General features: G+C 59.7%; 24 protein-coding genes. 15 read left to right on the plus strand and 9 right to left on the minus strand.

What is annotated here, in order from left to right; genetic code table 11:
- Positions 1-59: 59 nt before the first annotated feature.
- On the plus strand, positions 60-602 hold the full coding sequence (locus H043_RS0120480) for an exonuclease domain-containing protein (protein ID WP_027613412.1): 543 nt from the start codon (positions 60-62) through the stop codon (positions 600-602).
- A 113-nt stretch (positions 603-715) separates the two neighbouring features.
- Complete coding sequence (locus tag H043_RS0120485; RefSeq protein ID WP_003226701.1) at positions 716-1,000, plus strand: pyrimidine/purine nucleoside phosphorylase; 285 nt, start codon at positions 716-718, stop codon at positions 998-1,000.
- Positions 1,001-1,071: 71 nt separating this feature from the next.
- Here H043_RS0120485 and H043_RS0120490 read toward each other — a convergent pair whose 3' ends face one another.
- On the minus strand, positions 1,072-1,878 hold the full coding sequence (locus H043_RS0120490; RefSeq protein WP_027613413.1) for an MOSC domain-containing protein: 807 nt from the start codon (positions 1,876-1,878) through the stop codon (positions 1,072-1,074).
- Positions 1,879-2,067: 189 nt separating this feature from the next.
- Positions 2,068-3,003, minus strand: a complete 936-nt coding sequence (locus H043_RS0120495; protein ID WP_003226705.1) for a chemotaxis protein CheV — start codon at positions 3,001-3,003, stop codon at positions 2,068-2,070.
- Between the two features lie 456 nt (positions 3,004-3,459).
- Here H043_RS0120495 and H043_RS0120500 point away from each other — a divergent pair, with 456 nt between their 5' ends.
- The 3 genes from H043_RS0120500 (at position 3,460) to H043_RS0120515 (ending at position 5,971) form a co-directional block, all read left to right on the plus strand.
- Complete coding sequence (locus H043_RS0120500) at positions 3,460-3,930, plus strand: hypothetical protein (protein ID WP_027613414.1); 471 nt, start codon at positions 3,460-3,462, stop codon at positions 3,928-3,930.
- A 491-nt stretch (positions 3,931-4,421) separates the two neighbouring features.
- Positions 4,422-5,315: a sensor histidine kinase gene (locus H043_RS0120510; RefSeq protein WP_027613415.1), complete on the plus strand. Its 894-nt coding sequence runs from the start codon at positions 4,422-4,424 to the stop codon at positions 5,313-5,315.
- The gene (locus H043_RS0120515) at positions 5,312-5,971 is read left to right on the plus strand and encodes a response regulator transcription factor (protein WP_007969079.1); all 660 of its coding nucleotides are present in this window, start codon (positions 5,312-5,314) and stop codon (positions 5,969-5,971) included. The genes H043_RS0120510 and H043_RS0120515 overlap by 4 nt, the downstream gene beginning before the upstream one ends.
- On the opposite strand, the gene yegS is transcribed toward H043_RS0120515, so the two are convergent.
- Positions 5,955-6,872 carry a lipid kinase YegS gene (gene yegS, locus H043_RS0120520; protein WP_027613416.1) on the minus strand — a complete coding sequence of 306 codons (918 nt, stop codon included), beginning with the start codon at positions 6,870-6,872 and terminating at the stop codon, positions 5,955-5,957. The genes H043_RS0120515 and yegS overlap by 17 nt on opposite strands.
- Positions 6,873-7,190: 318 nt before the next feature.
- On the opposite strand from yegS, the gene H043_RS30480 reads away from it, so the two are divergent.
- The gene (locus tag H043_RS30480; RefSeq protein WP_177325650.1) at positions 7,191-7,499 is read left to right on the plus strand and encodes a hypothetical protein; all 309 of its coding nucleotides are present in this window, start codon (positions 7,191-7,193) and stop codon (positions 7,497-7,499) included.
- A gap of 57 nt (positions 7,500-7,556) precedes the next feature.
- On the opposite strand, the gene glp is transcribed toward H043_RS30480, so the two are convergent.
- Complete coding sequence (glp, locus tag H043_RS0120535; RefSeq protein ID WP_027613417.1) at positions 7,557-8,783, minus strand: gephyrin-like molybdotransferase Glp; 1,227 nt, start codon at positions 8,781-8,783, stop codon at positions 7,557-7,559.
- A complete protein-coding gene (gene moaB, locus H043_RS0120540) occupies positions 8,767-9,306 on the minus strand; it encodes a molybdenum cofactor biosynthesis protein B (protein ID WP_027613418.1) in 540 nt (179 codons plus the stop codon). The genes glp and moaB overlap by 17 nt, the downstream gene beginning before the upstream one ends.
- Before the next feature lie 82 nt (positions 9,307-9,388).
- Between moaB and mobA the strand changes: the two genes are divergently transcribed.
- Entirely contained in the window at positions 9,389-9,991 is a 603-nt protein-coding gene (gene mobA / locus H043_RS0120545; RefSeq protein WP_027613419.1) for a molybdenum cofactor guanylyltransferase MobA, read from the plus strand.
- A 78-nt stretch (positions 9,992-10,069) separates the two neighbouring features.
- Complete coding sequence (locus H043_RS0120550; protein WP_027613420.1) at positions 10,070-10,291, plus strand: YgdI/YgdR family lipoprotein; 222 nt, start codon at positions 10,070-10,072, stop codon at positions 10,289-10,291.
- A 76-nt stretch (positions 10,292-10,367) separates the two neighbouring features.
- On the opposite strand, the gene H043_RS0120555 is transcribed toward H043_RS0120550, so the two are convergent.
- The 3 genes from H043_RS0120555 to H043_RS0120565 form a co-directional block, all read right to left on the minus strand.
- Positions 10,368-11,258 carry a pseudouridine synthase gene (locus tag H043_RS0120555; protein WP_027613421.1) on the minus strand — a complete coding sequence of 297 codons (891 nt, stop codon included), beginning with the start codon at positions 11,256-11,258 and terminating at the stop codon, positions 10,368-10,370.
- 81 nt (positions 11,259-11,339) lie between these two features.
- Positions 11,340-11,657: a transcriptional regulator gene (locus H043_RS0120560; protein WP_003226726.1), complete on the minus strand. Its 318-nt coding sequence runs from the start codon at positions 11,655-11,657 to the stop codon at positions 11,340-11,342.
- A gap of 167 nt (positions 11,658-11,824) precedes the next feature.
- Positions 11,825-12,061, minus strand: coding sequence for a glutaredoxin family protein (locus H043_RS0120565; RefSeq protein WP_027613422.1), 237 nt, complete (start codon positions 12,059-12,061; stop codon positions 11,825-11,827).
- 201 nt (positions 12,062-12,262) lie between these two features.
- On the opposite strand from H043_RS0120565, the gene H043_RS0120570 reads away from it, so the two are divergent.
- Positions 12,263-13,975 carry a monovalent cation:proton antiporter-2 (CPA2) family protein gene (locus H043_RS0120570; protein WP_027613423.1) on the plus strand — a complete coding sequence of 571 codons (1,713 nt, stop codon included), beginning with the start codon at positions 12,263-12,265 and terminating at the stop codon, positions 13,973-13,975.
- On the opposite strand, the gene H043_RS0120575 is transcribed toward H043_RS0120570, so the two are convergent.
- Positions 13,972-15,180 (minus strand): ammonium transporter, encoded by a 1,209-nt coding sequence (locus H043_RS0120575; RefSeq protein WP_027613424.1) that lies wholly within the window; start codon positions 15,178-15,180, stop codon positions 13,972-13,974. The genes H043_RS0120570 and H043_RS0120575 overlap by 4 nt on opposite strands.
- Before the next feature lie 305 nt (positions 15,181-15,485).
- On the opposite strand from H043_RS0120575, the gene H043_RS0120580 reads away from it, so the two are divergent.
- From H043_RS0120580 to H043_RS0120605, 6 genes are all read left to right on the plus strand, one after another.
- Positions 15,486-15,800, plus strand: a complete 315-nt coding sequence (locus H043_RS0120580; RefSeq protein WP_003226733.1) for a YqjD family protein — start codon at positions 15,486-15,488, stop codon at positions 15,798-15,800.
- Positions 15,801-15,802: 2 nt separating this feature from the next.
- Positions 15,803-16,189 carry a phage holin family protein gene (locus H043_RS0120585; RefSeq protein ID WP_027613425.1) on the plus strand — a complete coding sequence of 129 codons (387 nt, stop codon included), beginning with the start codon at positions 15,803-15,805 and terminating at the stop codon, positions 16,187-16,189.
- Positions 16,186-16,524 (plus strand): hypothetical protein, encoded by a 339-nt coding sequence (locus H043_RS0120590; protein ID WP_027613426.1) that lies wholly within the window; start codon positions 16,186-16,188, stop codon positions 16,522-16,524. Before H043_RS0120585 ends, H043_RS0120590 begins: the two co-directional genes overlap by 4 nt.
- Positions 16,525-16,648: 124 nt before the next feature.
- Positions 16,649-17,812, plus strand: coding sequence for an EAL domain-containing protein (locus tag H043_RS0120595; protein WP_027613427.1), 1,164 nt, complete (start codon positions 16,649-16,651; stop codon positions 17,810-17,812).
- A gap of 76 nt (positions 17,813-17,888) precedes the next feature.
- Positions 17,889-19,217 carry a deoxyguanosinetriphosphate triphosphohydrolase gene (locus tag H043_RS0120600; RefSeq protein ID WP_003226741.1) on the plus strand — a complete coding sequence of 443 codons (1,329 nt, stop codon included), beginning with the start codon at positions 17,889-17,891 and terminating at the stop codon, positions 19,215-19,217.
- Between the two features lie 350 nt (positions 19,218-19,567).
- The gene (locus H043_RS0120605; RefSeq protein ID WP_027613428.1) at positions 19,568-20,194 is read left to right on the plus strand and encodes a response regulator transcription factor; all 627 of its coding nucleotides are present in this window, start codon (positions 19,568-19,570) and stop codon (positions 20,192-20,194) included.
- The last annotated feature ends 7 nt before the right edge of the window (positions 20,195-20,201 follow it).

A 20,201-nucleotide genomic window follows, 5' to 3' on the forward strand; every position in this document is an offset into this window, starting at 1 on the left:
CAAACGCAAGGTTTGACTACGCTCTGATCTATCAGGACGCGTAAATCAGGAAACCTGCGATGCCCCATTGGCTGGTCATTGATCTGGAAGCCACCACAGATGAAGGTGGCTGGCCGGTTACGGAAATGGAAATCATCGAAATCGGCGCGACGCTGGTCGACCGTGCCGGTCGCGAGCAGGATCACTTTCAGCGGTTCGTCAAACCGACCCGGCGGCCGTTGCTGACGCCGTTCTGCCGTGAGCTCACGCACATCACCCAGGCCAACATCGACGCCGCGCAGCCGTTGAACGAGGTCTGGCCGGCCTTCGAACGCTGGCTCGGGCAACACCAGACGCGCCTCGAAGGCTGGGCCAGTTGGGGCGATTACGACCGCAAGCAGTTGCTCCAGGAATGGCAGCGCCTGCAACTCGACAGCCTGCTGAGCCGGGTGCCGCACATGAACCTCAAGCAGCGCTTCGCCAAGGCCCGGCGCCTGGAACGACCGCTGGGCTTGAACGGTGCGCTGCAACTGGCCGGCATGCAGTTCAGCGGTCAACAGCACCGAGCCCTGGAAGATGCGCGCAATACCGCGCGGTTGCTGCCGTTGGTCTTGCCACTCTGAAGTCAGGGCGAGAACTCGCCGGACACGCCCGGGCAGGTGACGGCGCCGGGAGCCTTGTGCATACTGGCCAGCCTTTTTTAACCCTTTTTTGCCCTTTTCGAGAGGAATCGCCCATGTTCAAAGTCAACGAGTACTTCGACGGCACCGTCAAGTCGATCGCTTTTGGCACCGCTGAAGGTCCGGCGACCATCGGCGTCATGGCCCCGGGCGAATACGAATTCGGCACCGCTCAGCGCGAGATCATGCACGTGGTCTCCGGTGCGCTGACCGTCAAACTGCCGGACAGCAGCGACTGGGAAACCTTCGCCGCCGGCAGCCAGTTCAACGTTCCGGCCAACAGCAAGTTCCAGCTGAAAGTCGCCGTTGATACCGCTTATCTGTGCGAATACCGCGGCTAAGCCCACGGTTTTTCCCGGTGCAAAAAAATGCCCGTGTCCATGGACACGGGCATTTTCATTTCCGGCAGCGGTTACTCGAGGATTTCCACCGGCATTCCGACTTCCAGTTGACCATTGCTGTCGTTGACCAGGTTCTGCCCGAACATCGCGCCATCGGCCTGCGCACGGTATTTCTGCAGGGTTGCCAGCGGTTCGCGATCAGCACTGCGTTCGCCGGTTTGCGGATCGATGGTGGTCAGAATGCAGCGCGAGCAAGGCTTCACCACGCGGAACTCGACGTCACCGATACGAATGCGCTTCCAGCCGTCCTCGGCGAACGCCGCGCTGCCTTCGATCACCAGATTCGGCCGAAAGCGCAGCATCTCCAGCGGTCGTCCGACCTTTTGCACCAGATCCTCAAGTGACGCTTCGCCAATCAGCAACAGCGGGAAACCGTCGGCGAACGCGACCTGATCGTCCTCGCGGCCATAACCGGCCTGCGTCATGCGCGCGCGATCAAGGGGCACCTGCACCAGACGCGTCGGCTTGCCGATGAAATCGCTGACCCAACGGGCGGCTTCATCACCGGCATCCGGAACCCGCAGTGTGTCACGCCAGATGGTCACACCGCGCAAGTCGGAATCGGCCTCGGGCAATGGCACGTCCAGCGCGGCAAGCCCGGGCGCGCTGAGGGTCAGACCGCCCTGCGCGTTCCACAATGCCGACAGCTGACTCATTTTCGCTTCGGCCCGCTGGGTCAGAAAGCGCCCGCTGGCCTCGTCCACGAGCATCCAGCGTCGGTCCCCTGCAAGGCCCAGTTTGTCCAGGCCAATCGATTGCAGAATCTCGGGTTTGCCGGATTTCAACGGATAACGATAAAGCGCGCTCAGACGCAGCATGGCCAGCTCCCTGGTGGGCAAAAAAGCCACCCTATACGAGCTTTATCGGCGAATCAAAAGAGTTTGTGCAGTGCAAACCTTGTGGGAGCGAGCCTGCTCGCGAAAGCGGAAATTCATTCAACACATGTGTTGACATGGAATCCGCCTTCGCGAGCAGGCTCGCTCCCACAGGAGGCTGAAGCGTCAGGATCAGGCCGGCACTTCATCGAGCATCAGACGCTGACGCACCACATCGACCAGTTTGTCCGGCTGGAACTTGGAGAGGAAGTTGTCGCAACCGACCTTCTTCACCATCGAGTCGTTGAAACTGCCGGACAGTGAAGTGTGCAACACCACGTATAGGCCACGCAGACGCGGATCGTTGCGGATCTCGGTGGTCAGACGATAGCCATCCATTTCCGGCATTTCCGCGTCGGTGAACACCATCAACAGCTTGTCGGTCATGTTCACGCCGGTATCGGCCCAGGCCTTGAGCATGTTCAGTGCCTTCAGGCCGTCACTGGCGATGTGCATTTTCACCCCGAGCTGGCCAAGGGTGTCGCGCAGTTGCGAAAGGGCCACGTTGGAGTCGTCCACCAGCAGCACTTCGCGGCCACGGGCACGCTCCAGCACCGGATCGTCAAGCTTGTCGCGCGAGACCTTGGCGTTGTACGGGACGATTTCGGCGAGGACTTTCTCGACGTCGATGATTTCCACCAGTTGATCGTCAACCTTGCTGATTGCAGTCAGGTAGTGCTGGCGGCCAGCACTGGTCGGCGGCGGCAGAATGGCTTCCCAGTTCATGTTGACGATGCGATCCACACCACCGACGAGGAAAGCCTGCACCGAACGGTTGTACTCGGTGACGATGATGGTGCTGTTCGGGCCCGGCACCAGCGGGCGCATGCCGATCGCCTGAGACAGGTCGATCACCGGCAGCGTCTGGCCGCGCAGGTTGACCACGCCGCATACAAAGGGGTGACGCTGTGGCATCAAGGTCAGCTTTGGCAGTTGCAGAACTTCCTGAACCTTGAACACGTTGATCGCGAACAATTGGCGTCCGGCCAGTCGAAACATGAGAATTTCCAGGCGATTCTCACCCACCAGTTGCGTGCGTTGGTCTACCGTGTCGAGAATGCCGGCCATCAATGACTCCTGGGCTTGTTCTGATGAATTCACTACTAAGTGGGGTTATCGGCTGTTTATGGCGATTCTTGATCCCCACAAAATTCACCATCAAAATGCCACACACGGGCATTGATGTCACATTAACATCATGGTTTACTGACCCGGTGTTTTCATCTGCTACATCCTCTTCTGGCGCGACCACAGTTTGCGCCACAGGTTCCCGCGCGTAAGGGAATCCCCTAGGAACAATCAGGCCCAACCTGATGTTCGCAATATCCAATAGCCATTAATGTGACGCCATTCTCATTGCATGAACGGAGTCAGGCTATTGTGTGCGATCGCAGGTCAGTGGAACCCCACCCTCTGGAAAACCTCAGCCAGTGCAATTGCACGGTGGGGCGCGATCTCCCGACGATCCACGAACGTCGACACACACGGCATTCCCTCATCAGACATGACGCTGTGGAGATAAGCATGCCAATCGACCGTAAAGACTGGGCGCAACGCTTTCCCGAATTCCTCGTCGAAGCTGAAACACTCCTGGCCAAGTCCGAAGAGTGCCTGAGCCACCTGCAATTGATCAGCAACGACAAAGACGCCATCGACTGCATGCGCAACACCCTGCTCAAACTGGCGAGCCGGGCTGAAGCGTTGGCACTGGAGGCGATCTCCGAGTTTTCCCTGCATATTCACAGCCTGCTCGACCACGCGCCGGATCATATCGATCTGCACGCACAGGCGCTGAATGCGCTGCAGGACTGTTTCACCCTGATGGCCTGGCAGATTGAATTGGTCGATCACAATACCGGCCAATTGAGCCTGGATGGCAGCGAACAAACCTCACTGATCGAAGCGTTCGCGTTTCAGGTCGGTCAGAGCCAGTTCAAGCCACCGCTCCGGCCTCAGCCGCTTTCGCTGTTGTCTTATTCCGAGCGTCAGGCGTGATCCGCCGCATTCAAAGCGTAAATCCAGGCTGAAGATGGGAATCGCTGAATGTCGCAATTGAATAGTTCATACCTGCCAGCGACAATTCGAATTAAATAATCACACCTGACACCAGCGGATATTCTGCCGCGGCCTCAGGGTTTGCCTGTGTCTGTGTAACGATCAACTTCGAACCGCACGGATCTCTACCAAGCACAATAAAACGACATTTTCCATAATGGAACTCACGTCCAACATGGCGTATTTCCTGACTCATTGGACATATATCGCAAACGCGACCAACGGTATCTTAAGTGGTATTATGCCGACCGTTAGTTGCTTTCAACTAATGGCACAGTGATTCAGCGACTGTCATCCAACGAACTTGATGGTCGAATATCGTTCACTGTACTTCGTTAAAATCAATAACATAATTGACAGCATTTTCAGACAGAGATCCGCCAGCCACCGGCCGGTCTGCCCGTAGCGAACATCCATTGGCTCCATCCGTTATGTACGCCAGCCTCAAGTCAATCATCAAATGGCCACCGTCCCGGGAAAATGCACGCCGGTTCACTCTCATATTGAGTGTCATCGCCGCCGCTGGCAGCCTGCTGACCTACGGATTGTCTGCTCCGCTCTCACTGGGTCTGCTGCTGTTGAATATTGCCGCCACTGCTTGTGTCTGGGTGCAATATCGACTGTCGCGCAAATCGATCAAGTTTCAGCCTCAGGAACTCGCCGATCGTTTGCTGGAAGTCCAGGAAAACGAACGCCACCGTCTCAGCCGTGAACTGCACGACGATATCGGCCAGTTACTGACAGCGGCCAAGCTGCAAAGTGAATGGCTGAAAAAACGCCTGCCAGCCGACTTGCAAGCGCAATGCTCGACACTCTGCGACACCCTTGATGAAACCCTCAACAAGGTGCGCGACGTTTCCGCCATTCTCAATCCGCGCCAACTGACCAGCCTCGGGCTGGAGGCCAGTCTGCGTGCGCACCTGCTCAAGACCCTGGCGAACACCTCGGTGCACTGGAGCCTCGATTGCCAGCAACGGCTCAATGGCATTCCGGAAGAAATGGCGGTCGCTGCCTTTCGCATTGCCCAGGAAGCGGTCACCAACATTCTGCGTCATGCGCAGGCCAGCAATCTGCTGATCCGCGTGCAACGCTTGCCAAAAGGCCTGACGCTGTTGATCAGCGACGACGGCCAAGGCTTTGCGCCTGCCGCGGACCCGGGCCGGGAAGGACAGCGCGGAATGGCCGGGATGGCCGAAAGGATCGAACAGTTGGGCGGCACGCTGAACGTCATCAGCGAGCCGGGCAAAGGCACTCAAATCGAAGCACTATTCCCCTGGGCGCCCCGTGCACTCGAGCGGGCCAGTACGAATAAGGTTATGCGTTGACTTGTAACTTACTTCTGGTGGATGACCACTCGCTGATCAGGGCCGGCGTGCGCGCTCTGGTGCTCGATATTCCCGGTTACGCGGTCGTTGGCGAAGCCAGCGACGGCTCGCAGTTGCTCGAAATGGTCGAGCAACTGGCGCCCGACATCGTGTTGCTGGATATCTCGATGAAGGAAACCGGTGGCCTGGAAGCCTTGCAACGGCTCAAGCGGGTGCGCCCGCAAAGCAAGGTGCTGATTCTCTCGATGCACACCGATCCGGCGCTGATCATGCAGGCCCTGGAATCCGGGGCGCACGGCTATCTGCTCAAGGACACCACGGCCACCGAGCTGGAACATGCCCTCGAAGCCTTGCGCAACAACGAGCGCTACCTGAGCCCGGCCATCGCCCACACCGTGATCAACCAGGCGCTGACCCGTACGCAGAAAAACCAGCCGGAAGTGGCCGACTCGCACAATCTGACGGCACGCCAGCTGGAAATCCTGCGGTTGATCGTGCGCGGCAAGTCCACCCGGGAAATCGCCAACGGCCTGGGCCTGAGCATCAAGACCGTCGAGACCCACCGCTCGCAGATCATGAAACGCCTGCAGATCTACGACGTGGCGGGTCTGGTACTGTTCGCGGTGCGCGAACAGATCATCAGTCTGGACGACTGATCGAACCCGCGCCGCCCAACAGCGGCGAATGCTCCGGCAAATGCACCTGCAAGGCGGCGGGGCGCGCCTCGAAACGCAGGCTGTCGCCCTCCAGCGGCTCGCCGTCAAGGTTGATGCTCAGCCCCTCGGCGACCTTGATTTCGACCCAGGGCAAACGGGCCCGGACAAACATATTGTCGAGGCCGAAGCCGTCGCTGAGCAGGTTCTTCAGTGTGCCCACCAACTCCTGTGGCGCCGGCAGAATACTGATGTCCAATAGACCATCGTCCGCCAGTGCCTGCGGGCACAAGACGTGTCCGCCGCCTGCCTGACGACCGTTGCCGATGCCCAATGCGAGCAGCTCGCCGCTCCAGTGAAAGTCCGGCCCTTGCAGTTCACCGTAAGCCGCGTGCAGCTCACTGAAGCGCGACAAACCGGTGAACAGATAGGCGGCCCCGCCGAGCACTTTTTTCAGATCTTCAGAGGTATTGGCCGTGACCTGGCTGCCGAAACCACCCGTCGCCATGTTCAGGAAAATCTGCCCACCGACTTCGCCCAGGTCAATCTTGCGCGGTGGCACGTCCAGCATTTCCAGTGCTTCGGCCGGCTCCAGCGGGATCCCCGCCGCGCGGGAAAAATCGTTAGCCGTTCCTAGCGGCAACAGCACCAGACTGGCCTCGTCCGGATGCGCGGCAAGCGCTTCAGCGATATCGCGCAACGTGCCATCTCCGCCTCCGGCGATGATCTTCCGATAGCCACTCGCCAGTGCTTCTTCCACCAGACGCTGAGCGTCACCGGCCTCCCAGGTCAGCCGTACGGCCAATTCCCAGCCCTGCTTGCGTTTGCCTTCGACGGCGGTGCGCACCGCCTCATTGAGTGCCTGCTTGCCATGCAGAATCAACAGCGCCCTGCGTTCACTCATTACGGTCACTCCCCAAGATTGAATCGGTATGAAACATCTTGACCACTGGTGCACGCAAAAAAGCCATGGGAACACCATTTAATTCAAGCGACTGACCCGTTGCGTCCTACGCGACGGTATTTTTTCTTACAACATGTGAGGAATCGGCTCAATTGACCGGACACGATCCTTGATTCACCTTGTGCAGGTGGTATCAATTTTCGATTCAACAACACAAGGATGTGCAGGTAATGATTGGATACACCCTCGGAGATGTTGGCAGTCTGGATGACGGGAAGGCCGATGCGCTTACACTTGAAACAGCCGATGGACATTTCCATGCCAAGCCATGAAGCCAGAATTGCAAATAGTCCGGTTGCCCCTCTGGACGAAAGTCGCGCCAATCACAAATCCGATTTCAGAAAGAACGCCAGAACCGCTGGAGAAGTTGATATGGAACCGCGCGTGACCGAACTGGAAACCCACCTCAAATACATTCGTCGGGATATGGACGAAGTTCGCGGGGATGTAAAGACCATCAAGCACCGTCTCGCCTATTCGGCGGGTGCAACGGCGGTGGTCCTGGGACTGCTGGGATGGGTTGCCAACAGCCGGTTCGATCAGTTGGTCACACTGATGAGCCATTGACAGAGGAATGCAGGCATCGACGCGGTATCGGTCGAGCCTGCAATTACCGGAAGCGGATCAGCCGAGCAGGTCGCTCAGGGGAATGAACCCGACCTCATCGCCTTCTACCAGCGTGCGGCCTTCCAGCACCTCTACCAGACCATCCGCCCAGGCCGCGCTGCGCAGCACACCGGAGCTTTGATTGCGGTAGATGATCGCCCGCCCCTGCTCGAGACGACCGCGCAGGTATTCGCGCCGATTGCCGGCCACAGGCCAGACAAAACCTGCCGGAATCGTAAACTTCAGGGGTTCGACATCCTGTACGCCCTGACGCCGCAACAAGTAGGGCCGCGTGAGCAGAGCAAAGGTCACCAGCGTCGAAGCGGGGTTGCCCGGCAGGCCGATGACCGGCACCTTGCGAAAATGACCGAATGTCAGCGGCTTGCCCGGTTTGATGGCCAGTTTCCACAGCGCCAGCTCGCCCTCTTCCCGCAATGCGATGCCAAGAAAATCCGCTTCACCGACCGACACGCCTCCGGTCGAGAGAATCAGGTCGACACCCTGCAAGTCGCCAAGGCGCGCCCGCGTGGTCGCCAGATCGTCCGGAAGAATACCGGCATCAATCACTTCACAACCCAGGCGCTGCAGCCAACTGCACAACACCACCCGATTACTGTTGTAGATCTGCCCCGGCCCCAGCGGCCGGCCCGGCTCGACGAGTTCATCGCCGGTGGACAGCACCGCCACTCGGACCTTGCGTACCACATTCAGCCCGGCACATCCCAGCGACGCCGCCAGACCTTGTTCGATCGGTCCCAGCCGGGTACCTGCAGCCAGAATCAACTCACCCACGGTGGTTTCCTGGCCTTGCGGGCGAATGTTCTGGCCGACGCTCATGGTTTCGATGAAACGCACGCTGCCGTCGTCCTGAACCTCGGCATTCTCCTGCATTTCCACGCAATCGGCCCCGGCAGGCACTGGCGCACCGGTGAAGATCCGCGCGCAGGTACCGGGCTTCAACGGCTCAGGCGCCTGCCCGGCAAAGACTTTCTGGCTGACCGGCAGCGGTGCGCCGGTCCAGTCGGCCAGATTCAGGGCATAACCATCCATGGCGCTATTTGGCCAGGGTGGTAGGTCCAGGGTCGAAACCAGGTCCTCGGCGAGCACCCGCCCCTCGACTTCGGCCAAGGGCAGAAACTCGCGTTCGACAATCGGCGAGGCTTCAGCCATCTCCAGCAGGCGGGCCAACGCTTGCTCGACAGGCATCAGGCTGCCGGTCTTGCCCGGCTTACCCACGGGATTCACAGGGCGCCGCCTGTTTCAGGTGAGGGACGAAGTTGCACGGACGGTGCCGCGAATCCAGCTGTTCGGCGAGAATGCCGTCCCAACCGGTGCGCACCGCATTGGTCGAACCTGGCAGGCAGCACACCAGTGTGCCATTGGCCAGACCGGCCAGTGCCCGCGACTGCACGGTCGAAGTACCGATATCGGCCACCGAAATCTGCCGGAACAGTTCACCGAAGCCGTCAACCTGCTTGTCGAGCAGACAAGCCACGGCTTCAGGCGTGCTGTCACGCCCGGTGAAACCAGTGCCGCCGGTAATCAACACGACCTGCACGACGTCCTCGGCAATCCAGTGGGCAACTTGCGCGCGGATCTTGTACAGGTCATCTTTGAGCAGGACCCGTTCGGCCAAGCGGTGACCGGCAGCAGTCAGGCGGTCGACGAAGACCTGGCCTGAGGTGTCGGTTTCCAGGGTTCGGGTATCGCTGACAGTCAGCACCGCAATGTTCAGCGGCGTAAAAGGTACATCGGCCTTGGCTTTCATTAGGCTCGTCCAGTTGTAGGAGAAACAGCCCGGTGTTATATCACAGCGCCTGAATTTTTCGCCGCCCCGCTGGAGAGCTGCCATGACCTCGAATACGCCATTGCCCCCCTGCTCCATTCTGCTCCTGGCAGGCGGACGCGGCCAGCGCATGGGCGGCCAGGACAAAGGGCTGGTCGAATGGCAGGGTGAGCCGCTGATTGCGCATTTGCAGCGCAAGGTCCGACCGCTGACTGACGATCTGATCATCTCCTGCAATCGCAATCACGAGCGTTATGCCGCCTACGCCGATCAATTGGTCAGCGATGAGCAAGGCGATTTTCCTGGTCCGCTGGCCGGCATCCTCGCCGGACTCAAGGTCGCCCGCCGTCCACACCTGCTGGTCTTGCCCTGCGATGTGCCGCGAATCGACGCCGCGCTGTTGCAGGACATGCGTGAAACCGCCGGCCGGTTTCCTGAAAAACCTTTAATGTTGCGTCACGACGACCACTGGGAACCCCTGCTGTGTGTAATTCCCGTCGCCCTGTTGCCCGCCTTCGAAACCGCGTGGAACGCCGGTGAACGCAGCCCCGGCCGGGTCATGCGCAATCTCGGCGCGACTGCCCTGCAATGCCCGGACAATGACCCGCGACTGGCCAACCTGAACACCCCCGAACTGTTAAATACGCACAACACTGTGTCAGACTGACAGCATTCAAGGAACTCTCACGCCTTGTATACGTCTCAAGCTCAGTAACCAAAAGTATTCCCATTCGGAGACACACCCATGACTCAACGGACCCTCGCCACTTTCATGCTCGCACTGGGCCTGGCTACCCTCGCTGGTTGCTCCTCGCCAACAGTGCTCACCTTGAATGACGGTCGCGAAATCCAGGCCGTCGACACCCCGAAATACGATGAAGATTCGGGCTTCTACGAGTTCAAACAACTCGACGGCAAAGAGACCCGCATCAACAAGGATCAGGTTCGTACCGTTAAAGAGCTGTAAGCTTTACGTCGACACCGGATACAGAAAAGCCCGCATTAATGCGGGCTTTTTCATGGGTGGGGGAAAGTGAATGGCGTCACCACTGCAGGGTGATCTGACTTTCGAACTCGCGTTCTTCGCCGGTGACCGGGTCGACAAACCGCAGCCCCTGTGCCAACAGCTTGAGCGGATTGGCGTAATCATCCTCAACGTCTTTCAATACATCCGGGTAGAACGGATCGTTGCAGATACTCGCCCCCAGCGCGGTCATGTGTACACGTAGCTGATGCTTCTTGCCAGTCACCGGATACAGGCCGTAGCGCCACAGATCACCGTTCTTTTCCCGGACTTCCACCGCTGTTTCCGTATTGGCGTCGCCTGGCCCTTCCTGCATGCGGAAGAATGGTTCGCCATCGATCAGACGGCTTTTGTGTACCAGGGGAAATTCCAGCTCCGGAAGCGCACGGGCAATCGCCTCATAGCGTTTATCGATCTGCCGCGTAGGGAACAGCGACTGATAAGCGGAGCGGGTTTGTGAGTTAGCCGAAAAGATCACCAAGCCTGCCGTGTGCCGGTCAATGCGGTGCAGTGGCACCAGATGCGGATTATCGAGGCGACGGATCAGACGGCGCAGCAACGTCTGTTCGACGTACTCGCCGGCCGGCGTCACCGGCAGGAAGTGCGGCTTGTCCGCCACCACCAGATGTTCGTCCGCATACAGGATCGACTCGACCACCGGGATCGGTTTTTCATCCGGCACTTCACGGAAGTAGTGAATACGCAGGCCTTCCTTGTACGGCAGATCCAGCGCAATCGGCTGTCCCTGCCCATCCAGTACCCGGCCCCGGGCGATCCGGTCCAGCCATTGCTCGCGACCGATCGCACTGAAATGCTCACACAGGCAATCAAGGACGGTAGGCCAACTGCCCGGAGGAAGGTAAAGGGTGCTGGCTTGATTCTGCGCAGCGGAAAACGTTGGTGTGGACATACGGAAATTCGAACCCTCAATGCAGGTCGGCATTATCCAACACTGAGCGATACGAACCTAGCGCCGATTCCACCGCCCGCTTCAGGCCGGGATCGACTTGAGCGCGGCGGCTTCGGTGAATTCCTTGAGCCAGCGCAGCACATCGACGGCCTCCCAGCGCCCCGGGTCATACAAGGCATAGAGCAGGCCCTGATAACCGACCACATCCAGTTGCTTGTGATAACCGGCACGCTGGAACAGCGCCTCGATCTCGGCAAAACAGGTGTTGAAATGCAATTTGTTGAAAGGCGTCTTGCCCTCCGTGACCAGCCCGTCCAGGCGCAACTCGAGGACGGCCTCGCGCACCACGTCAACCGACATCCGGTTCACGCTGTTCTTCAACTGTTCGACATTGACCACGGTTCGTCCCTCTGACTGCCGGATTCACCTGCTCAAGTCATCAAAAGCAGCAGGCCCATCCAATTACTGTATACACATACAGTAACCGAATAATCCGCAAAACGCCAAGGGAAGGATGCGCGGTCGCGACCGGCGGAAAGCCATGCCGCGTCAACGAAGAAACAGGCTCAGCGCAGGAAGGCCACCACCTGATCGGCACTGAAAGGCCAGCTCAGCTCCGCGCCGGTGTCAATTCGGCGCAGTACCGGAATTCGCAGGCTGTAAGCCTCGAACCAGGATTCATCGTCAGCAATATCCACCAGTTCGACCAGCAGACCATGCTCGACAAAAGGCATCAACTCGGCCTCTGCCACCTCACACAAATGGCATCCCAAGGTGCCGAACAACTGACATTCAGGAGGCATGATCGCTCAACCGGAAAAATGAGCATTCATTCTAGGCCTGCCTCGAAAACCCGTCGAGCCGCTGCCGCCCAAAGGCCCGAGCACGGCAACCAGTACGCAAAACCCTGACGCAAATCAGTCCAGAGAAAAGCCAATCAGGCCATGCTCCCGGGCTTTTTGCCTCTACGCTTGAGAAGCCTGAGCCTGACATCGGAGTGCCTTGTGTTTGCCAACCTGCTGATCATCCTCGCCTCATCCCTGGTGATGATTGCCCTGTTTCGCCGCCTGCGCTTGCCGCCGGTGCTGGGCTATCTGTGCGTGGGCCTGATGGTGGGGCCGACCGCGTTCAACTGGGTCAACGAGAGCGAGCACCTGCCGGACGTGGCCGAGTTGGGCGTGGTGTTTCTGCTGTTTTCGCTGGGCCTGGAGTTTTCCCTGTCGAAAATGATCGCGCTGCGCCAGGTGGTGTTTCGCCTGGGCAGTCAGCAGGTATTGCTCAGCACGGCATTACTGGGAATGGTGCTGATCGTGCTGGGCATGCCGGCGACCCCGGCCCTGCTGCTTGGCGCCGGGCTGTCGTTGTCGTCAACGGCGATTGTCACCAAGGAGTTGAGCAGCCTGGGCGAGGTGTTCAGCAGTCACGGGCAAAACGCGGTCGGGGTCCTGCTGTTTCAGGACGTGGTGGCGGTGTTATTGCTGACCCTGGTGCCGGTGTTCGCCGGCAGCAGCACGCAAGCCTGGTACTGGGCCTTGCCATTGACGCTGGTTAAGACCGTGGTGCTGTTTTTCGGTCTGCTGCTGGCCAGCCGCTGGTTGCTGCCACGGCTGTTCCACGAAGTGGCGGCCTCGCGCTCGGCGGAGCTGTTCGTGCTGCTGGCGCTGGTGATTGTGCTGCTGACCGCCTGGCTGACGCACCTGCTGGGCCTGTCCCCTGCCCTCGGCGCATTTCTCGCCGGCATGCTGCTCGGCGAGAGCCACTATCGCCATCAGATCGAGGCCGATATCCGGCCGTTTCGCGACATCCTGCTCGGGGTGTTTTTCGTCAGCATCGGCATGCTGATCGATCTGCAACTGTTCGTCAGTCACAGCCTGCTGATTCTCGGCCTGACCCTCGGCCTGATGCTGATCAAAGGCACGGTCGTCGCGCTTTTGGTGAAGTGGCGCGGCAGCGATCACGAAACTGCCTGGCGCAGCGGCCTGGCGTTGGCGCAGGGCGGGGAATTCTGCTTCGCATTGATGGCGCAGATGCAGCAAAACCGCATGCTGCCTGACGAACTGGGCGGCCTGCTGCTGGCGGCGACGTTCTGCTCGATGTTGCTGACCCCGCTATTGTTGCGCGGGGCACCGAAAATTGCCCTGCGCCTGCATCGCAAGCCGAATCAGGAGGCGCAAATCGAGGAGATCAGTGCGCTCAACGCCGACCTCGATCAGCATGTGGTGATTTGCGGCTACGGGCGCGTTGGCCAGTCCATCGGCCGCTTCATGCGCAATGCCAATCAACCTTACATCGCGTTGGACAACGATCCGGTGCGCGTGCAGGAAGCCGCGTCCGAGGAAAGTGATGTGCATTATGGCGACTCATCGCGCGGTGACTTGCTGACGGCCATCGGATTGTTGCGCGCGAAACTGCTGGTGATCGCCGTGGATCAGAGCGATGTCAGCCTGCGAATTCTCAAGGAAGCGCGCCGGCTCAATGCGCGGATACCGATTCTGGTGCGCACCCGCGACGACAGCCAATGGGCGGAGCTGAAGGCTGCCGGCGCCACCGAAGTGGTGCCGGAGTTATTGGAGTCGAGCCTGATGCTCGCCTCCCACGCCTTGATCATGCTCGGTCTGCCAGCTCATCAGGTACAGGAGAAAGTCGACCAGGTGCGCATCAATCGCTATCGCCTGTTGCATGGCTTTTACCCCGGCACCGACGACAAGGAAACTTAGTCCTGACTGACCGCGCCGATCTTGTGCAACGACAGATCGGCGCCGTAATACTCTTGTTCCTGACTCAGGCGCAGGCCGTGCAAGGCCTTGATCACGCCGTAAACGGCAAATCCGCCGAGCAATGCGACCACCACACCGAGCGCAGTGCCGATCAACTGACTGATCAGGCTGACGCCACCGAGGCCACCCAGCGCAGTCTGGCCGAAGATGCCGCAGGCGATCCCGCCCCACACCCCGCACAAACCGTGCAACGGCCAGACGCCGAGTACATCGTCGATACGCCATTTGACTTGCGCGGCGGTAAAGCACCAGACAAACAGTGCACCGGCAATCGCGCCGGTCACCAGCGCACCCACCGGGTGCATCAGGTCGGAACCGGCGCAGATCGCCACCAGCCCGGCCAACGGACCGTTGTGCAGGAAGCCCGGGTCATTGCGCCCGACGATCAACGCCGCCACCGTGCCGCCAACCATGGCCATCAGCGAGTTGACCGCCACCAGACCGCTGACGCCCTGCAAGGTCTGCGCGCTCATCACGTTGAAGCCGAACCAGCCGACAATCAGAATCCACGAACCCAGCGCCAGAAAAGGAATGCTCGACGGTGCGAACGCCACCAGACGCCCTTCGCGATAACGGCCATTGCGCGGGCCGAGCAGCAAAACCGCCGCCAGTGCCAGCCAGCCGCCCATGGCGTGCACCACCACGGAACCGGCGAAATCATGGAACGCCGCGCCAAAACGTGCCGTCAGCCAGGCCTGCAGACCGAAGTTGCCGTTCCAGACCATGCCCTCGAAAAACGGGTAGATGAACGCCACGATCAGCGCCGTTGCGCACAACTGCGGAACGAAGCGCGCACGCTCGGCAATCCCGCCGGAGATGATCGCCGGAATTGCCGCTGCAAACGTCAGCAGGAAGAAAAACTTCACCAGCCCATATCCGTGATCGGCACTCAGCACCGCCGCCGGTTGCATGAAGGTCACACCGTAAGAGATCCAATAGCCTATAAAGAAATAGGCCAGGGTCGAAACGGCAAAGTCGCTGAGGATCTTCGACAGTGCGTTGACCTGGTTTTTCTGGCGCACCGTGCCGACTTCAAGGAAGGCGAAACCGGCGTGCATCGCCAGCACCATCACCGCACCGATCAGAATGAACAACGTGTTGGAGCTGTGAACCAGCGTGTCCACAGCGCTTTGCAGATTTTCCATAAAGAGGCAGACCTGAAGGCTAAAAAGGCACCAAAGCGGTTCGCGCGGACAATTCATGCACCAAGTTGCGACCGGTCGGTCTGCGCAATAAAGCTGCGATGAACCGGTTTGGCGCACAAGGTCGATGTCCTGACACGAACCAGGATTATTTGAGTTAAGGTTTTGCTGCATGTACGCCCGCCAACAGCGCACGGCGGCAGCAGGACGCACCACGACATAGCAAAAGCTGTACCAGTCATTTGTACTGAACCTTCGCGCAATGCTCATACTCGAACGCTTCAGACGTCACTTACGGAGATCCACCCATGGCCAGCATCAAGGCAAAGACTGCTCAAGAAATCCTGATGAACGACTTCCAGACTCTGGTCGCCGACACCGAGCGGCTGCTCGAACACACCGCGTCCCTGGCGGGCGATCAGGCTGATGAGCTGCGTGATCAGATTCACGACAGCCTGTTGCGCGCCCGGGAAACCCTGAAGCTGACCGAAGACACCCTGCGTGATCGCGGCCAGGCAGCGGTCACCGCCACCGAAGATTATGTGTCGGCCAACCCTTGGCAATCGGTGGGCATCGCCGCCGGGGTGGGCTTCCTGATTGGCCTGCTGGCCACTCGGCGCTGATCATGTCGATCGGCGAATCCGGCCTGGGGTCGGGCACCTCCTCTTCCACGCGGCGTCTGGGCGCCGCTGTTCTCGGCTTGCTGCACAGCCATGTCGAACTGTTCGGCATTGAATTGCAGGAGCAGAAATCACGCACCGTCAGCCTGTTGCTGTTCGCAGGGCTGGCGCTGGTGTTTGCCCTGCTGTTGCTGGTGGGTCTGTCGACGCTGGTGCTGATCGTGTTCTGGGATACCTATCGTCTGGCAGCGATCATCGGCCTGTGCGTGTTCTACACCCTGGCGGCCGCTTTCTGCGGGCTGCGTCTCAAGGCAGCAGTCTTCGATGAATCCTCGCCCTTCCACGGCACGCTGGAAGAATTGGCCAATGATCGGGAGCGCCTGCTGCCATGAGCCTGCCTGAACTGCCACACAACAGCTCGCGCCGGGAAATGCGCAAGGCGCTGATCCGCCTGCGCATGGAAATGCATCGTCAGGAAATCCGCCACGAAGCCGGGCAAGTGCTGCAGCCCTTGCAACGCATGCGCGGCATGACGCAAAACCTGCAAGGCGGCTTCGGCATCAAGCACGCGCCGCTTTGGGGCGTGGCCGCCGTCACCCTGCTGGGCTTCATCACCGGCAAAGGCGCAAAAAGCGGCGGTGTTGGCGGGCTGACCCGGCTGATACGACTGGGCACCAGCCTCGGGCCACTGATCAAACTGGTCATGCAGAGTTCGGGCAAACGCTAAGCCGACGCATCTGGCTACATTCTTGCAATATCCGCGGGATGAACCTCTTTACCCGGAGGTTCAATCCCGCGCGCCTACCCGGTCGGCGGGGTTCATCCAGAACAAGAACGACTAAGGAGGCCCCGTGATCGACGGGCAACCGCTCGCCTGCTTTCAACCTTTCATCGATACCGCTACCGGACGAATTGCAGGCGTCGAAGCTCTCGGTCGACTGCGCCAGCCCGACGGCCAACTGGCCTCGGTCGGGCCCTTGTTCGCCGACCCGCGCACACCCGCCATCGCCCTGCGCCGGCTCGACCGGCAGATCCGCGACAACGCCCTGAGCCGACTGCATGAAGCCCCCGCCGAGTGGTTTCTCAGCCTGAACATGTCGCCGCGCTGGATCAGTCGCCTGCGCGCCGATCAACCGCTGCCCAGCCTCAAGCAGATGCTGCGCCACGGCGTCGATCCGCAACGCATCGTGTTCGAGATCACTGAACTGGGTGGCAACAGTCAGCGTCTGGCCGAGGTGGTCGCGCGCTATCGCGAGGCCGGAGCGCGGATCGCTATCGATGACTTCGGCGCCGGTTACTCGCAGCTCGATCGGGTGCTAGCCTTGCAGCCGGACATTCTCAAACTCGACATGCGCCTGTTTCAGGCTGCCGCACTGGGCGGGCCGAGCAGTGACGTGGTCAAGGCTCTGGCGCAAATGGCCGAAAAAACCGGCTGCTGGATCATCGCCGAAGGCGTGGAAACCGAGGCCCAGCTCAATTTCGCCCTGGAATGCGGTTCGCGCTACGTTCAGGGTTTCCTGTTCGCCCGGGCGCAGGAGGCGTTTTATCCAACCGACGCCTTCGTGCAGCGCTTCGCCGAACTGCGCCAGCGTTACGTGCGGCAGAAACTGGCCGAACGCGGGCGCCTGATGCAGATGCGCCAGCAACTCGGCGAACTGATGGCGATCCTCCAGAGCTGGGCTCAGGCCCACGCGCCGCTGAGTGCGCTGCCGCAACTGGAAGCCTTCCCGTGGTTGCTGCGGTTCTACCAATGCGACCGTCACGGCACCCAACTCACGCCCAACCTCGAATGGCGCAACAACGGCTGGGTCGCCGATAACCGCTATCTGGGCCACAACTGGTCATGGCGTCCGTACTTCTATCATTTGCTCGCCGAAGGCTGGGAAGAGCGGCGCCTGACCCTGTCCAGCACCTACCGCGATGCCACCAGCAACCAGTATTGCCTGACCGCCGGGCAGTTCTTCGATAACGGCGAGCGCCTGCTGCTGATCGATATTGATGCCGCGGGCTTGTAGTTCCGCTTGCAGGTGTGTGGCTGAACCGGGAAGCTAGGGCAACAGTCATCCCAGTCACCGACGGAGAGAACCAGCCTTGGATTGGCAGACCCTGCTCAACCGCGAACGCCTTGGAAAACCGCTGCACAGCCCGCAAGAGCTTGGCCGCAGCCCGTTCCACAAAGACCACGACCGCATCATCTTCTCCGGTGCCTTCCGCCGTCTGGGGCGCAAGACCCAGGTGCATCCGGTGTCGAGTAACGACCACATCCACACCCGCCTGACCCACTCGCTGGAAGTCAGCTGCGTCGGGCGCTCGCTGGGCATGCGCGTCGGTGAAACCTTGCGCAGCGCCCTGCCCGACTGGTGCGACCCGAGCGACTTGGGCATGGTCGTGCAATCGGCCTGCCTGGCCCATGACATCGGCAATCCGCCGTTCGGCCACTCCGGTGAAGACGCGATTCGTCACTGGTTCCAGCAGGCAGCCGGGCGCGGCTGGCTCGACGGCATGAGCGAAGCCGAGCGCGGTGACTTCCTCAATTTCGAAGGCAATGCGCAAGGCTTCCGGGTGCTGACTCAGCTTGAGTATCACCAGTTCGACGGCGGCACCCGCCTCACCTACGCCACCCTCGGCACCTATCTGAAATATCCGTGGACCGCACGGCACGCCGACTCGCTGGGCTACAAGAAACACAAATTCGGCTGCTATCAGAGCGAACTGCCGCTGCTGGAGCAGATCGCCCACAAGCTCGGCCTGCCACAACTGGAAGACCAGCGCTGGGCGCGCCACCCATTGGTGTACCTGATGGAGGCTGCCGACGACATCTGCTACGCGCTGATCGACCTCGAAGACGGCCTGGAAATGGAGCTGCTGGAGTACGCGGAAGTCGAATCGCTGCTGCTCGGTCTGGTCGGTGACGACCTCCCGGAAACCTATCGCCAGCTCGGCCCGCAGGATTCGCGTCGACGCAAACTGGCGATCCTGCGCGGCAAGGCCATCGAGCACCTGACCAACGCCGCTGCCCGGGCATTCGTCGAGCAACAGGATGCGCTGCTGGCCGGCACCCTGCACGGCGACCTGGTGGAACACATGCACGGTCCGGCCAAACGCTGCGTACTGAACGCCAAGGACATCGCCCGCAAGAAAATCTTCCAGGACAAGCGCAAGACGCTGCATGAAATCGGCGCCTACACCACCCTGGAAATCCTCCTCAACGCGTTCTGCGGCGCGGCCCTGGAGCAACATGGCGGCCGCACGCCGTCGTTCAAGAGCCGCCGGATCCTCGATCTGCTGGGTAACAATGCGCCGGATCCCCATGGCCCGCTGCACACCTCGTTCCTGCGCATGATCGACTTCATCGCCGGGATGACCGACAGCTACGCCAGTGACATGGCGCTGGAAATGACCGGGCGTTCCAGCCACTGACAGAAAAAAAGTTGCTCAACCGGGTCAGGCAACTGCCCGGATGAGCGATACCTCGATTGAACCGGTTCTGTGGTCTGAGGCAAACGGATCGACTGAAAGGTAAATCCGTTTAACAGCCAACTACGCAAACAAAACCTTGTTTATTCAAGGTTCGACAAGCAACTTAAAACATTCAGATAAACAAATCAGCACAACACTTCCTTACGCGACACAGAGTTTGGTCGTAGTCGGTTTCCTTTTAGTGCGTAGGACTTATCCTATATTGCCGCAACAGCCCCGGGAGTTCATGCGGCAGCTCATTTATCTGAGCTAAGGTGCGCCCTTTATTCGCGCACGTATGGGATTTGATTATGAACTCCGTTTTTATTGTCGATGATCACCCCGTCATCCGACTTGCCGTTCGAATGCTGCTCGAGCATGAAGGTTACAAGGTCGTCGGCGAAACCGATAACGGGGTCGATGCCATGCAAATGGTCCGCGAATGCATGCCCGACCTGATCATCCTTGATATCAGCATACCCAAACTCGACGGCCTGGAAGTTCTCGCCCGTTTCAACGCCATGGGCACCCCGCTCAAAACCCTGGTACTGACGGCGCAATGCCCGACGCTGTTCGGCATTCGCTGCATGCAGTCCGGTGCATCCGGTTATGTCTGCAAAGAGGAAGACTTGAGTGAACTGGTCAGTGCGATCAAGGCGGTACTTTCCGGTTACAACTATTTCCCCAGCCAGGCATTGAATCCGGTACGCCTCGACGACGTGCGTTATGCCGAACTGGAGTTATTCAAATCCGTCAACGACCGCGAGCTGATGGTCCTGCAATTATTTGCCCAGGGACGCACCAACAAGGAAATAGCCAAGGGCATGTTTCTCAGTAACAAGACAGTCAGTACCTACAAAAAACGCCTGATGCAAAAACTCAAGGCCAGATCTCTGGTGGAACTGATCGAGATGGCCAAACGCAACGCGCTAGTGTGAGAGCCTG

The sequence above is a fragment of the Pseudomonas sp. URIL14HWK12:I6 genome, assembly GCF_000514195.1.
GTDB classification, from domain to species: Bacteria; Pseudomonadota; Gammaproteobacteria; order Pseudomonadales; family Pseudomonadaceae; genus Aquipseudomonas; species Aquipseudomonas putida_A.